The organism is Bradyrhizobium sp. WSM4873 (genome assembly GCF_055811355.1).
Genome location: NZ_JBVVPS010000005.1, coordinates 145,411 through 160,679 on the forward strand (window position 1 = coordinate 145,411; position 15,269 = coordinate 160,679).

At 63.1% G+C, this 15,269-nt stretch carries 5 protein-coding genes; 2 read left to right on the top strand and 3 right to left on the bottom strand.

Annotation, left to right across the window (positions count from 1 at the left end; translation table 11 throughout):
* Positions 1-12 precede the first annotated feature (12 nt).
* The gene (locus tag AC0L21_RS10510) at positions 13-9,243 is read right to left on the bottom strand and encodes a VCBS domain-containing protein (protein WP_473260963.1); all 9,231 of its coding nucleotides are present in this window, start codon (positions 9,241-9,243) and stop codon (positions 13-15) included.
* A gap of 665 nt (positions 9,244-9,908) precedes the next feature.
* On the opposite strand from AC0L21_RS10510, the gene AC0L21_RS10515 reads away from it, so the two are divergent.
* Positions 9,909-10,640 carry a transglutaminase-like cysteine peptidase gene (locus tag AC0L21_RS10515; RefSeq protein ID WP_473260965.1) on the top strand — a complete coding sequence of 244 codons (732 nt, stop codon included), beginning with the start codon at positions 9,909-9,911 and terminating at the stop codon, positions 10,638-10,640.
* A gap of 121 nt (positions 10,641-10,761) precedes the next feature.
* Positions 10,762-11,886, top strand: coding sequence for a lysozyme inhibitor LprI family protein (locus tag AC0L21_RS10520; protein ID WP_473260967.1), 1,125 nt, complete (start codon positions 10,762-10,764; stop codon positions 11,884-11,886).
* 184 nt (positions 11,887-12,070) lie between these two features.
* On the opposite strand, the gene AC0L21_RS10525 is transcribed toward AC0L21_RS10520, so the two are convergent.
* Positions 12,071-13,270 (bottom strand): ABC transporter substrate-binding protein, encoded by a 1,200-nt coding sequence (locus tag AC0L21_RS10525; RefSeq protein WP_473260969.1) that lies wholly within the window; start codon positions 13,268-13,270, stop codon positions 12,071-12,073.
* Positions 13,271-13,349: 79 nt separating this feature from the next.
* On the bottom strand, positions 13,350-15,188 hold the full coding sequence (locus AC0L21_RS10530; protein ID WP_473260972.1) for an AMP-dependent synthetase/ligase: 1,839 nt from the start codon (positions 15,186-15,188) through the stop codon (positions 13,350-13,352).
* Positions 15,189-15,269 lie beyond the last annotated feature (81 nt).

Genomic DNA, 15,269 nt, shown 5'->3' on the forward strand with positions numbered 1-15,269 from the left:
CATTGGCATTCCCTAGGCGTGGAAGATGAAATCGCTAGCCTTGAGACTTGCGGCAATCACGTTCTTGAGCAGCACCGACTCGTTCTCCGTAATCGGCGCGCCTTCCGGCTGCGTGACCTGCTGATGCCAGGTCACCAGCGTGTCGTCGGTGCCCTGCTGCTGGGAAATCGTGAGACTGCCGATGGAGCCGACATCCGAGAACTGCCGCAGGTCGATCTTGTCCAGATCGATCGTGAAGTCGTTGATGGTGTGCGAGAAATCGGTGACTGGATGCCCGTTATGGTCATACCCGATCGCAGCCGGCGCGAACACGAACTGATCCTTGCCACCGCCGCCGGTCAGCGTGTCGTTGGTATCGGTGGCGAAAATGACGTCCTTGCCGCCGGCGCCTTGCAGGCTGACGCCCAGGCTGGTGTCGCCAGCCTCGTTGAAGATGAAGTGGACGGTGTCGAACAGGCCCGTGGTCTTGTCCGTCACCGTCAGTGTGATCTGGTCAGTCGCGGGCGGGGTGGCTCCTGGACTGTAGGTGACGCCGTCGGCTAGGACCGAGTTGATATCGTCGAGGTTGCCGCAAGCGGTCCCCGGATCGACGCTACTGTCCGGATCTTGCCCGGTTACGGCCGTCATCTTGAAGTCGTCCGTCGCGGCACCGGAATCGGTATCAACGACCGAGAGACCGGTGATGGAGTCGGTGTTCGGCTCGTTGGTGTGCCAGACCTGGAAGTGATCGGTGTTGATGACAGGGCCGCTGGCGGGGGGCGCCGTCACTTTCGTATCGATAGTGGTGAGGTCGTGCGAGACAGGCGTCGTGCCGCCGGTGCCCGTCGCCGTAAGATCGATCGTCGCGGGCGACGAGGAATCGGTGATTGCACCGATATAGGTGTCGTCGAGGGCATGCACGCCCAACGCATCCGGCGTCCCGGTGAAGCCGTCGGCCGGCACGAAGCGGATCAGCGTATCCAGGCTCAGCACCAGCGCACTCGTGTTGCTGACCGCCCCGACATCAACCCATTGATCGGTGCCGACGAGCTCGTACTGCCAGACGCCCTGATCCGAGGTGGCACTATCCGCGCTAACCGCGATGGCCTGGAATCTCGCGCCGTCGTCGGCGTCGTCAAACTTGCCGGCGAACAGGGCGCTGACCGCGGTCCCATCCGGATCGGTGCTATCGCCACGGACCGAGGCCAGCGTCGCGTCACCCAGAGTCGGGGCATCGTTGCTGCCGGCGATGTTGATGACGATGACGCTGTTACCGGTTCCGGTCGGCGTATGGCCGTCGTCCGGCACGATCGTGTATTGTAGCGACAGCGTGTGGCCGGCGGCAAGGAAGTCGAAGGTCTCGCTGCCTGAATTGAAGTCCCACGTAAACGTGGTGTGGGTGGCGGTGCCATCGAGAATGTCCCCGGGCTGCACGGCCAGATAGTTGAGCAGCGTCGCGCTCGAGGGCTCGCCGACATAGTCGGTCTGGGGCTCGCCGTCGAAATAGATATCGAGATGATCGACCGCGGCCGTCACGTGATCGGTGGCATCGGCATCCGAAACCGTCAGCGTACCATGCTTCACCAGCTCCGTATTCGTCTCAAGCAGATCCGCGCCAGAATGGTCGTCCGTTCCGACCGTGATCGCGGGCGCATCGTTCTTGCCGGTGATCGTGATCGTGACCTCGGCTGTATCCGTCTTGCCCTGATGGTCATCAAGAGTGACGGTAGAGACTACCTTGGCGCTCTGGTTCTCGCCGAGGAAGTCCAGCGCGCCGTCGGCGATCGAATAGCTCCAGGTGACGGTGCCATTGTTCAGCCCGGCCTGCGGTAGAAGCGTCAGTCCGCTCTTGAGCGCCGCGATCTCGTCGGGCGTGAGCGACGAGGTGAGATTAGTGCTGTGATCGGCGCCAAGCGAGGTCACGGCCTGGCCGGTGATCTGTGCCGTGGGCAGGTCGGTCAAATCGATGTCGGTGAAGGCAATCGCGCCGGTCGAGGGCGTTGACGTATCGGACGTGGCGAAGTCGCCGGTGGCGTCCGCCTGCTCGGAGACGCCCCCCGCCAACACGCCGCCGGCGGTGAAGGCCGGCGCGTGATCGTCGGTCATCGTGATCAGCGTGTGGCCGGTGCCGTCGTCGCTCCCGGCGAAATGGGCATTGCTGTAGTCGGCACCGGACAGGGTCAGGCTGATGTGATTTCCGTCCGCATCGGTCACCGTCAGCACGCCGCCGGTGGAGGGATTGCTGTTGGCGACATAGACCGCGCTGGTACCGAGCCCGTACTTGATGGTCGACAGATCGATTGTGTCGTTCGTGGACAGCGCGCCGATAGAGCCGCCAAAGGCCGATGTATCGATCTGAAGATGGGCGCCGTCGCCGTCGAGTGTGATCGTCTGCGTGACCGTGCCGTCGAGCTTCAGCAACGCGCCGACGTCGACGGTGACCGAGCCCGAGCCCCACACCGAGCCGAACAGCGTCAGCGCCCCGTCATGGACCTCGATGCTGCCGGCATTGGCGATGGTACCCGTGATCGACGCCGTGCCCCAGCTGTCGATGGTCGCGCAATTCTCGACGCTCAGCCCGGTCCCGGAGATCGACGCGCCATGCAGGTCGATGGCACCGTGGTTGACGATGGACGACGCGTTGCCGAAGACGCCCGAGCCGGCGACCGTCCAGGTGCCGCTGGACTCGTTGTTGAACGTCGCGGTAGCAACCGAGATATTGCCGTTGATGTGGCCGGCATTGTTGATCGTGATGGCGCCGCCGGTCTCGACGATGGCGTAGGTCGCGGCGGTCACGGTCGAGGCGAGGGCAGGTCCGATCGTTCCGGTGGCGGAATTGTCGATCTGCGCGATGCCGGTCGCGTTCTCCTGGATGAAGATCGCCGCATGGGCGCTCGGGGCCACGATCGATCCGGTATTGGTGATATGGGTCGAGCCGGTCGCACCGACTTCGTTCTGCGTCACGCGGATGGCGGCGAGGCTCGTGCTGGTGATAGCACCGTGATTGACGATGGTGACGTCGCCGCTGCCGTTAGCGATGGCATGCACGCCGACCTCGCCGGTAGCGGAGCCATTAATGGTGACGTTGACGTCGCCGCCTCCGTGATCGAAGGCGCCGATTGCGGTACCTGCTGAGGCAATCGAGGATGTCGCACCGGTCGTGACCGTGAGGTTGCCGGCACCCCAGGTGAACGCCTCGATGCCGTAGCCCGCATCGGCGATAATCGTTGCATCGCTCGTGACGGTGACGTCGCCCTTGACTGCATTCGAGAACGTTCCGGCCCCGCCGGGCTTATAGCCGGCGATGATCCCGCCGGGAGTGGTGCCGTCGTTATTCGAGGTCGAGCCGGAGTGGATCGTGCCATGGGCCTCGACCGAGATCGTACTGCCGATGCCCCCAGCGATCGCGGTGGCGTAGTTGACCGCCACGATGCCGGTGCTGCCAGACGTGATGCTGTCGCCATTCGCCATGGTAACGCTGACGTCGCCCGCATCGATGCTGTAAGCCCTGATGCCGTAGCTCGTCGCACCCGAGATCGTAACATTTGCGCCAAGCGTGACCGTCACGTCGCCAGTGCCGCCGCTCAATGCCGAGGCGTTGATACCGACGCTTTGGGTACCGGAGACCGAAATCGTGGTCCCGGCGAAGCTGGTCACCCTGACGTCGCCATTGCCGTAATTGTAGGCGTCGATGCCATAGCCCGCCGCGGCGTTGATGTTGGCGTGATTGCTGATGATGACGGTGCCGTTGACGTTGGTATTGGCGCTCGATCCGGTCGTGGCACCGGTGTAGCCGGCCTGAATGCCCGCCGGCGTGTTGCCGCTCTGGTTCAGGGTGCTGCCGGAATTGATCGTGCCGTAGGTCGTGACGGTGATGGTGCTGCCGTCCGAGGCGTCGATCGAATTTGCTCGATTGACCGCGATGATGGCCGAGCTGCCCGACGTGACGACGCTTCCGGCCTCCGTCGTGACGGTCTCGCTGCCGCTGCCATAGCTGCGCGCGCGGATACCGTAGACGGAGCTGCCGGTGACGGTACCGCCGGCGTCAACGGCGATGTCCCCGTTGCCCTGCGTGGTCGCGTCGATGCCGTATGCGCCGCCAATAGCGCCGCCGAGCTGGGTGATCGAAATGCCGCCGGCGCTGGCGCTGTTCAAATTCTCGACAAGAACGCCGACCGAATTCGCGCCGGTGCCGGTCGCCTGGCCGGTGAGATTGTTGACAGTGATATCGCCGGCGCCGGTCGCGCTGTCGCGCAACCAGATGCCGTGGCCGGCGAGGCCCTTGATGTCGCCGGTCGCCGTGAACGAGATATCGCCGGTACCGTTCTGAGTGACGGCGACGCCGTTGGCCGCGCCAGTCAGTGCACCGGTGGGCGTGAGAACGATCTTGGCGGGCGTTGCGGATGTGCCGCCCGATGCGGTGAAGTCGAGTGCATCGCCGCTCGATGTCGTGATATCGGCCGCGCCCTTGATCGTGAACGTGCCGGCTTTCGTCGACTGACCGGCAATGGTGCCGGTGAAGCTCTGGCCCGCCACCTTGTCGAGCTGGAGCGTATCGGCGCCGCCGGCAAAGGCAATGGTCTGCGCCGTCGCCCCCGCGAGCTCAAGTGTCGCGCCCTTATCGATGATGACCGAGCCGACACCGCTGAGGCCGCCGGCGAGGTTGAGCGTGCCGGCCTGCACCTCGATGGTGCCGGTGTTCGTGACCATCGCCGAAACGGTGTTGGAGCCGGATACACCGTAGAGATTGCCGGCATTGCTCAGGCTGCCGCCGTTGATCGAGACGTCGGTCAGATAGAGCTTTGAGGTGCCGTCGACCGCAATCGTCCCGCCGGAATTGGTGACGATGACGCTCGCAAGCTTCAGCGTGCCGCCATGGACCGCCATGATATCGGCGGAGTTGACGATCAGGTCACCGGAAATATCGAGTTCACCACCGTTCGCCTGAATCAGATTGTGATTGGTGATGGTGTGGAGGATGGCAGGATCTATCGTCAGCGTACCGCTGGTCACCGTGATCGTGCCGGTGTTGGTGATGTCGGCGTTGTTGATCGCGCTCGTGCCAGTCGATTCCAGCGTACCGGCAATCGTCACCGTGCCGCCGTCGATGGTCGCGCCCTGGAGATCGAGTGTCGAGCCGGACTCGACCGAGACATGACCGCTGCCGGTGTCGGTCACCGTCATCCCGATCAGCTTCAGTGTCCCGTGATTGATCGCCGCCAACGTGCCGGTGTTTGCGATGGCTTCGCCGCTGATGTCGAGCTCGGCGCCATTGGCCCGGAGGATGCCGTCATTCGCGATCGAGGTTGCGGAGCTCGTCGCCAACAGCGTCAACGCGCCGAGAGTTGCCTCGATCAAATAGTTGTTCGAGATGTTGGCGTCGGTAATCGCAGTTGTGCCGGTCGAATTCAGCGTACCCGAAACAATGAGCGCGCCGCCGGTCAGGCTTGCACCGTTCAATGTCAGCTTGCTGCTTGCATCGACCTTGACCGTGCCATGATTGGCGATTGCGGTGCCCGCAACAGTCACGTCATCCAGCGTCAGTATGACGCCGCTCTCAACCGTCACGGCAGAGCTGCTCAGCGTCGCGCCGCCATCGATCTTGCTGGCGCCGGTGACGTCGATCGTGCCGAGACCGTCGATCGTACCCCCGCTGATCGTCGCGCCGTTCACTGTCAGCTTGCCGGTGGCGTCGACCGTGATGTTGCCAGCATTCGCAACCGTCGAGCCCTGGTCGATCGTCAGCGCGCCGTTCGCCAGCACTTCGATCGTGCCGGTGCTCGCGTTGGTGACCGTCTCGTGGTCGAGAGCATTGCCGGTGCCGCTGACCTTGAAGGCCGCGTTGTTGTTCAGGATGCCGCCGCTCAGCACCGCAGCGCCGGTCAGGTCGATCTCGCCGTTGCCGGTGACCGTGCCGGCACCGTTGATTGTGGCGCCGTCGATCGTCAGTTTGCCCGTGGCGTCGACGGTGACGTTGCCGGCATTGGCAACCGTCGAGCCCTGGTCGATCGTCAGCGCGCCGTTCGCCAGCACCTCGATGGTGCCGGTCGTCGCATTCGTGATCGTCTCATGGTCCAGCGCGTTGCCGGTGCCGCTGACCTTGAACACTGCATTGTTGTTCAGGATGCCGCCGCTCAGCACCGCAGCGCCGGTCAGGTCGATCTCGCCGCTGTCCGTGACCGTGCCGACACCACTGATCGTGGTGCCGTTGACCGTCAGCTTGCCGTTGGCATCGATCGTGACGTTGCCGGTGTTGGCGACGGTCGAACCCTGGTCGATCGTCAGCGCGCCGTTCGCCAGCACCTCGATGGTGCCGGTCGTCGCATTCGTGATCGTCTCGTGGTCGAGCGCATTGCCGGTGCCGCTGACCTTGAAGGCCGCGTTGTTGTTCAGGATGCCGCCGCTCAGCACCGCAGCGCCGGTCAGGTCGATCTCGCCGTTGCCGGTGACCGTGCCGGCACCGTTGATTGTGGCGCCATTGACCGTCAGCTTGCCGTTAGCATCGATCGTCACGCTGCCGGTGTTGGTAACCGTCGAACCCTGGTCGATCGTCAGCCAGCCATTCGCCAGCACCTTGATCGTGCCGCTGGAGGTGTTGGAGGCGGTCTCGTGGGCGAACTCCGCAGTGCCCTTGACGTTGACCGCGCCTGAATTGTTCAGCGTGCCGTCCTTGAGGACGCTGGTGCCGTCGAGTTCCAGCGTGCCGGCGATGGTGACCGTGCCACCGCTGATGGTGGCGGTGTCGACGATCAGCGTCGTGCCGGCATCGGCCTTCAGCGTGCCGCCGGCATTGTTAATTGCGGCGAGCGTCTTCAGCGTGCCGCCGGACAGCTCAATCGTGCCGGAATTGGTGATCGTGGTACCGCCAGCGAAATCGCCACCGGCCGCAAGCGTCAGATAACCGGCATTGGTGAGTACGCTACTATCCCGGAACTCGGCCTTGCCACCAACCGAAATCGTGCTTGCCGTGAAATTGGTGAGCTTCGAATCGGCCTTGAGGCTGATCTCGCCCGCAATCGTCAGCGCACTCTTGTTGATGACTTCTGGTGCCGTGTGGCCGGCCGTGGTGTCGTAGTCGTTCATCGTGATCGACTTGGCATACGCAGCCGCGTCGATCGTCACCGGATAGGACGGCGTCAGCCCATGCAGCTGGTCGGTGATGACGATGACGTCGTCATTGATGGTCGGGACCGTGCCGGTTGCCCAGTTGGCCGCATCCTTCCAGAAGCCGCCCGAGGGAGCGCCGGGCTTGTCGGTCGCGATCCACACCACGGCGGGAGCGTCGGTGCCGGTGATCGTGACGGTGATGGTCTGCTGGGAGGTGGCGCCTTGCGCGTCCTTGAGCGTCACGGTGTAGACCAGCGTCAGCACCTCACCCTTGGGGATGAAGTCGGCGAGATAGACCGGCAGGTCAGCCAGCGACCAGTTGATGGTGCCGGTTCCGTCTCCGGTGCTGTCGGCGCCCGCCGCGATCGCGACCGACATCGCGCTCTGGAACGCCGCAAGCGGCCCCGGCGGAACGGTGCCATCAGGCAGGGTCGCGCTGGTCAACGCCACCGACACCGTATGCTTGTCGGTGAGATCGACGTCGTCGAAGCTCAGCGTGCCCGTCGTCGGAACATCGCTGGTGAGCGGGCCACCCGGCACGCTGGTGCCGCCTTCGAAGATGATGGTCGGAACGCTGGTGGTGATCACCGGCTTGTCGTTGGTGCCGGTGATCGTGATGGTGATGTCGATGGTCGACGTTTCGGGATTGACCGAGAAATTATTGTTGACGCGGACCTTGTAGGTCAGCGTCAACGTTTCGCCCGCCGCGAGGAAGTCGAAGACGTGGTCGGGAATCGTGTAGGTCCAGACCGCCGAGCCGTTGTTGTTGTTACCGGCGGCTGCGGCGACGCTGATCTGGATCTGCGTTGCCGCGATGTCTTGCTTCTGGAGTGCAGAGAGCGCGCCGGTGACATCCTGCTGGCTGGCGTTCTTGTAGACAAAGTTCGGCGTATCGCCGAGGTCTATGCTCACCGTCGGCAGATCGGCCAGGTTTTGATCGACGAAGGTGATGCGACCGGAGATGGTATCGTAATGAGTTGTGTCGCCGGTCGTGTCCGCGCGCTCGGTAAACCCGAACGCCGTCTTCACATTGCCGTTGAGATCGAGGCTTTGACGAACGGGCGGGCCCGGAATGCGGGTGCTGGTCGACGGATCATGGCCGGACGCCGGCGATCCCGGGTCAGGGAGATGCGTGAAGGTCGCGGTCGCGGTGGCACCGGTATCCGTCTTGATGAAGACAATGTTGCCGGTCTGCGTGATCGAGTCGGTGAAGTTCTGGGTCAGCTTGGTGTTGCTGTTGTTGTCCGTGAACTTCAGCGTGAACACGTCCGTGATCAGCTTCTGGATGTCCGGCGACATCAGGGCATTGGAGATCGAGACGTTGCCGCCGCTGATCTGGATCATCTGGCCGGCCTGGTTGACCGTCGCGATCGGCAGCAGCGTGACCTTGTCGAACAGGATGTAGGAGCCCGTCGTGCCGTTCGGCTCGACCAGCACCTGGAAGCTCGCCTGCGGCTGCGGATCGCCGCCGCCGGCGGGAACGACGAAGTTGATCTGGCTCAGCACCGCCGTGCCGCGGATGCCCATGGTGGCGACCGGCGTGTCGACCTTCATGTCGCCATGCTTGGCGGTCTCACCGGCAACGAAGGTGATGGTGCCCGCGACCAGACTGAGCAGAGAGGAATTGTTCGACCCGTTGGGGTCGTAGACCATGTCGTTCAGCACCATCCGCGCGTTAGAGGACAGGCCGAACACCGTGCCGTCGATGAACGTGATGCCGAGCGTCGAGTCGCCACCGGTCGAGACCACGTCGCCCTTCTCGACGTTGTCGCCGTTGTTCAGGATGACGGAGACGCCGTTACGGACCGCGGTCGCGCTGCCGGAGAGCTTGGTGACGTGACCGATGACCTGCGCGGCGGCAATGCCGGAGGCGGCCTGCGCGTATTGCACATGGCCGGTGAGTGCGTTGACGACGTCGCCGGTGAGATGCGCGCCGTCGGGCGAGGCGATCGCCGCGCGCTTGTCGCCCCTGAAATAATCGTGAACGACGAAATCGTGCCCGTCATGGGACAGCACGAGGTCGAGACCGGCGCGCTTGAAATCGCCGTTGAAGATCAGGTTCGGGTCGGGAACGACGAAAGCGCCGTCAGGCACGTGGCCGTGTGCCTTCGCGGTAAAGGAATCGACGTGGCCATCGGCGGGCGATCGGGAACCCAAGCCGTCCAAGGAAATCGCGGCGTCAAATTTGCCAGCGTAATTCAATCGGGGCACCAAAAAAGGAGTTAAAATCTAAGTAAGTATCGCTCGCCTAAACTTGCATATCATTACCAAGTCCTTAGCGAAACCACCTATTGCTTGTGTGATTTGGCATCACCAAGCGGTCGATGCTCTCAGGCGGCTGGGCGTCCGCAGAGAAGCCAAAGTAGTTTTTGAAATACTCATAAGTAAAGTAGCGCTTATTTCCGCTCATTTCCAGTAACCCCATGTATTCCATTGTAGAAATTCTACAATAGATACTTCTGTCATCTTTTGTTCGTGGTGCCCCGCACCACCCTGCGGCAAATACGGAGCCAAATCTGTGATCCAGCTAACAGAACTCGTGAAATAGCGGGCCGTTAGCCATAAGGCGCAGAATCAGTTCCGCGACAACTTGTGCCTGCAATTGGTCCTTCTTCGCGGCAACTGCCGCCCTCCTAGCCGGCTAATCGTAAAATTTTACGCAATTTAAGCAGGCCCGTTTCAGCCTGTTGCCCGGTTTTGGGACCCCGGCCGGGCGCGTTAAGCAGAACAAAACCGCCTGCCTCGCACTATCTCCGCGAAAGCAACAAAGCCCGGCACGTACAGGTCGAGGGGGACCTGGCGAAGCCGGAAGGGGATGTCAGATGGAGACCGCTGCTCGCTCGCGCGCTTGGCGCGCAATCCTTGTGCTGTGCGGATTGATCCTGCTCGGATCGGCCGCCGAGCTTCGCGCTGGCACTCTGCTGTCGCCGGGAGCCGGCGTCCTCGTGCGCAAATCCGCCGAGCCGTTCGGCGTGTTCGCCTTCGCCATCTCCGCCGGCAGCCTGCAACAGAAATGGCTCGCGCTGAGGTCCATGCTCGACGATGACATGGTGCAGCTCGCGCTGTGCGACGGCGACCGGGACAATTGCGCTTCGCCCGCTGCGCTGAAACTGCTCGCCATCGTCGACCAGGCCCGCAGCCGTGACGGCCGCGCCCTGCTCGGCGAAACCAATCGCGCCATCAACCTCGCCATCCGTGCCGCCGATGACGGTTCCGAGGACGTCTGGAGCTCACCTCTCGCGACTTTCGCGCGTGGCGCCGGAGATTGCGAGGACTATGCCATTGCCAAGCTCGCCGCCCTGCGGCTCGCAGGCGTCGCCACCGAAGATCTCCGCATCGTCGTGGTGCGTGACGTCAGGGCCGGCGAAGAGCATGCGGTTGTCGCTGCACGGCTCGACGGCCACTGGCTGATGCTCGACAACCGCCGCATGGCAATGGTCGAGGACGACGTCGCACGGAGCTACCAGCCGCTGTTCGTGCTCTATCAATCGGCCGTGCTGAAATATGTCGACGAATCTGTGCGATTCTCGATGATCGCCGCCGAGGCGCGTTGATCTTGTTGTCGCCCGGTGGCTCCGTCCGGGCTACCAGTATAAAGTACGCTTACCCCACAAAGCCATTTCGCCGCGCGATTCGGGACGCTAGCATGGCCGCGGCTATGCGGGGGCGACTGGAATGCGGTTCATCGTGCTGACTGTGCTTGCGCTGCTGGCCTTGCCGGCGGCTCCAGGCTTCGCACAATCCAGCCCGTCCGACCGCTCCGTCGCCGACAGGCTGCCGCTGTTCGTCAGGAACAACTGCCAGCAGATCCGCGATCCCGGCAATCAATTGTTCTGCGGTGATGCCGAGCTTGCCGCCGCCGCCGAGAAGCTGAGCACGGGAATCGAGGCGCGGCTTGCCCGCCTGCCCGATCGCCTGCCCGGAATCGAGGAGAACGCGATCTGGGTTCGCCAGCGCAATCTCGGTTGCGGCATCGTCGGTCAGACCGCGATCCGCACCGACGATTTCGACCGGGTGAAGGCATGTCTTCTCAAGGTGACCGATGAGCGCGCCGCGATCGTGCGCGATCCGGATTTCGACTGTCTCGCCGCCAACACCGCCGCGGGCGCGCTGATCTGTGCGGACCCGTCGCTGGCGCTGGCCGAGACCGAGTTGAACAGCCAGGTCCTCGGCCTGATCGGCAAGCTCGATCCGACCGCGGCACGCTTTGCCTTCGCCGAATATGGCCGGTGGACGCGGGAGCGCGATCGCAAATGCAATCTGGTCGGCAAGGAGAACGTGCCGCTCGGGGAGCTCGAGTCCGCGGAGGACTGTCTCGCCGGCTATCTGAAGCACAAGGCCGACCAGATTGGCGCTGCGAAAGGCGATCCGAAGAAGGTGTTCGGCCGGCAGGTCGCAGCCCGCGCGCCCGATACCGATGCCGTCGATTTCTGCGCCGCACGAATCCACGCGGCCAATTCCTGCGGCAACTTCCTCCGCATCAACCGCGTCTACGCGCTCGACAGCCAGGTGGGCGAGCAGGAGGCGCAGGTCACGGGCGAAATCGAGATGGCCGTGCTGGCACCCTTCGCCACCTGTAGCAAGATCGCCACGACGTGCACGGGCACCTGCTGGGACGCCAGAACGGGCCGTCCGCAGCCAGGCGTCGGCACCAAGGAGCGCTCCGCAGACGCCTTCAATGTCACGCGCCGCCTACGGGTCCAGCGCACGTTTGCGTTTGTCAAAGCCGCCGATGGCTGGCGCTGCCGGGAAGACGAGTTGGCCCCGGTGAATTCAGGCACCGCGGGTGGGGGATCGTAGGGCTGTGTCCTCTCCCTCGCCCCGTTCTTACGGGGTCGCGACGAGCTTCGCTCGCGCTGAGAGGGTTGGGGTGAGGGGCTGCTTCAGCGAATCCGGCGACAGTTGGACTCGCGGACAGCCCCTTCACCCGGAATTTGCTGCGCAAATTCCGGCCTCTCCCCGCATGCGGGGAGAGGCGAAGAAATCAAAACATCAGATTGTCCTTCACCAGAACCCAGCGGCCGCCCTTGACCTGCTGCACCTGGGTGATGGTGTTGGCGAGGTGGTCGGTCTTCGAGAATTTGGTCGGCGGCGAGTTGAAGATGTCGAGGAACTTGTCGCCCGATTCCAGCGCGTCCAGCATCTTCTGGCCGGTCAGATCCTTGCCCGCCTTGTTGGCGTAGAACGCGAACGTCATCACCGCGTTGTAGCCAATGATGGCCTGCGTGTTGGCATCGGTGCTGAACATCTTCTTGTAATTGACCAGCCAGTCTTTCACCTTGCCCTTTGCGGTGTCCTCGTAGGGGATCTCGAATCCGGACGCCGCATAGAGCCCTTCGACCGCCTCCTTGCCGAGCATGGGCACCTCCATCACATTGGTTGGCGTCGCGCCGAGGAAGGTGACGTCCCAGCCGAGCTTCTTGGCTTCCGTCATCGCGCCGATGGGCTCACGGAGCACAGCGCCGAGCACGACGAGGTCGCAGCTGTCGGACTTCATCTTGGCGACCTGCGCGCTGAAGTCGGAGGCACCGCGCTTGTAGCTCGTGATCGAGGCCGGCTGGACCTTCATGGCAGTGAGCTGCTGGTTGAAGCCGTCGAGCACGTTCTTCCCGTACTCGTCGTCCTGATGCATGATGCATGGCTTCTTGAAGTTCTTCCACTCCATCATGTATTTCAGCGCCGCCCGCGTGCTCTCCACATAGGGCAGCAGATTGTTGAACTTCAGCCGCTCCTGCGGCTTGGCGGGATCGAACTTGAACGTGAACTCCGCCGCCGTCAGCGGGAACAGCTGAAGCACGCCGGCGTCGAGCAGGATATCCTGCGCCGCCAGGACAGTCGGCGAACCCATTGGCCCCACCATCGCGAAGATCTTGTCGCGCTCGATCAGCTTCTGCGATGCGAGCACAGCCTTCTTCGGGTCGTAGCCGCTGTCCTCGACCACAAGCCGAATCTTTCGCCCCTGGACGCCGCCGGCGGCGTTGATCTCCTCGACCGCCATCTTCATGCCGTTCGAGACCGGCACGCCCCAGCCTTTGATCGGCCCCGACAGATCTTGATGGGTGCCGATGACGATCTCGGAGGCCGAGATGCCTTCATTGGTGACCTTGGTTTGCGCGACGGCCGGCAAACAGGTGAGCACCACCGCGCCTGCCGCAAAGCCGAACGTTCTCAACGATCTCGACATTGACGTCTCCTCTCCTTGGGGCCCTTATGGTGCGAAGGGTGGGGCCATCACTCCTTCGCTGTTGTTCAAACAAGATTGTTCAAGCCACCGCCCGCGCCGGGTACATCGCGTCGATTTCGGCGGCGTAACGCTTGTTCACGAAGCCGCGCTTCAGTTTCATGGTCGGCGTCAGCTCCTCGTCCTCCGGAGTGAGCTGGCGTTCGATCAGATAGAATCTCTTGATGGTCTCGACACGGGCGAAATTGGCGTTGACCGCTTCGATCTCGCGCCAAATCAGGTCCTGGATCTCCGTCGCGCGGCACAGGCTGGCATAATTGGTGAAGGGGATGTCGTGGTCTTGCGCGAATTTCTCGACATTCTCCTGGTCGATCATCACGAGGCAGGTGAGGTATGGCCGCTTGTCGCCGATCACCACGGAGTCCGAGATGTAGGGCGAGAATTTCAGCTGGTTCTCGATCTCGGACGGCGTGATGTTCTTGCCGCCGGAGGTGATAATGATGTCCTTCATTCGGTCGGTGATACGGACGAAGCCCTCATTGTCGATGGTGCCGACGTCGCCGGTATGCAGCCAGCCGCGATGGTCGATGGTCTCTGCTGTCCTCTCCGGCTGGTTCAGATAGCCCATGAACAGGAAGTCGCCCCTGATCAGGATTTCCCCGTCGGGCGACAGCGCCACTTCACCCCACGACACCGCCTTGCCGACCGAGCCGAGCTTGATCCGCTCCGCCGGCATCATGGTGGCGACCCCGCAATTCTCGGTCTGGCCGTAGACCTCGTGGATGTCGATCCCGAGCGCGAGATACCAGCGGATCAGCTCCGGCGCGATCGGCGCCGCGCCGGTGAAGGCGATGCGGCAACGATCGAGCCCGATCATGCGCCGGATGTTGCGGAAGGCGAGCCGGTAAGCGATGCCATTGGCGAGCCGCAACAACAGCGGCGGCGGCTTCCCTTCCATCCTGCAATCGACCATGCGATAGCCGATATCGATGGCGCGGCGGTAGACCCATTGCTGCAGCGGCGTCGCATCCTTCAGGGCGATGGTGATCGCGGAATAGAATTTCTCCCAGATCCGCGGCACCGCGAGGAAGATGGTCGGCTGCACCTCGCGCAGATTATCCGGCACGGTCTCCGGACTCTCGGCAAAATTCATCACCGAGCCGAGCGCGACCGAGATGTAGTAGCCGCCGATCCGTTCGGCGACGTGGCAGAGCGGCAGGAAGATCAGCCGGTCCTCGTTCTCGCGCGCCGGAATGAAATCGTTGGCGTGCCGCATCTGGTGCGTGACGCTGCGGTTGGCGTGCATGGCGCCCTTGGGCGGGCCCGTGGTGCCGGATGTATAGACGAGGACCGCGAGATCGCTCCCGCTGCGACTGTCGATCATCTCCTGCCACAGCGCCTCACGGCCGGCCATGTGGTTGCGCCCGAGCGCACGGAACTCGTCGAGCGACATCACCATCTCATCGGAGAAGCCGCTGAGGCCCTCCATGTCGAACACGATGATCTTTCGCAGAGACGGACAGCGTGCGCGGCAGGCCAGGACCTTGTCGAGTTGCTCCTCGTCCTCGGCGAAGATCACTTTCGTCCGGGAATCGTTGACGAGATATTCGACCTGGGATGAGGCATCGGTTGGATAGATCCCGGAAGAGACGCCGCCGGCGCACAGAATGCCCATGTCGACATGGACCCATTCCGGCACGGCATTGGCGATGATGGAGGCAACGTCGCCGGGCCTGAAGTCGATGGCGTGCAGCGCGTAGGCGATCTCCTTCGAGATCTCCAGCCATTCGCGCCAGCTGGTCGGCTGCCAGATCCCGAATTTCTTCTCGCGTATAGCCGGCCTGTCGCCCCGCGTTTCCGCGGCGCGCAAAAAGCTCTTCGCGATGGTGTCAGCGACCGTCAGCACCGCCGGTCGGGCCATGCAAGTCTCCTCCTTGTCGCGTTCCCCTCCGCTGCCTGCCTTGCCGGCGGTCTATTGTTCCGGACGGGTCTCCCGATCTAA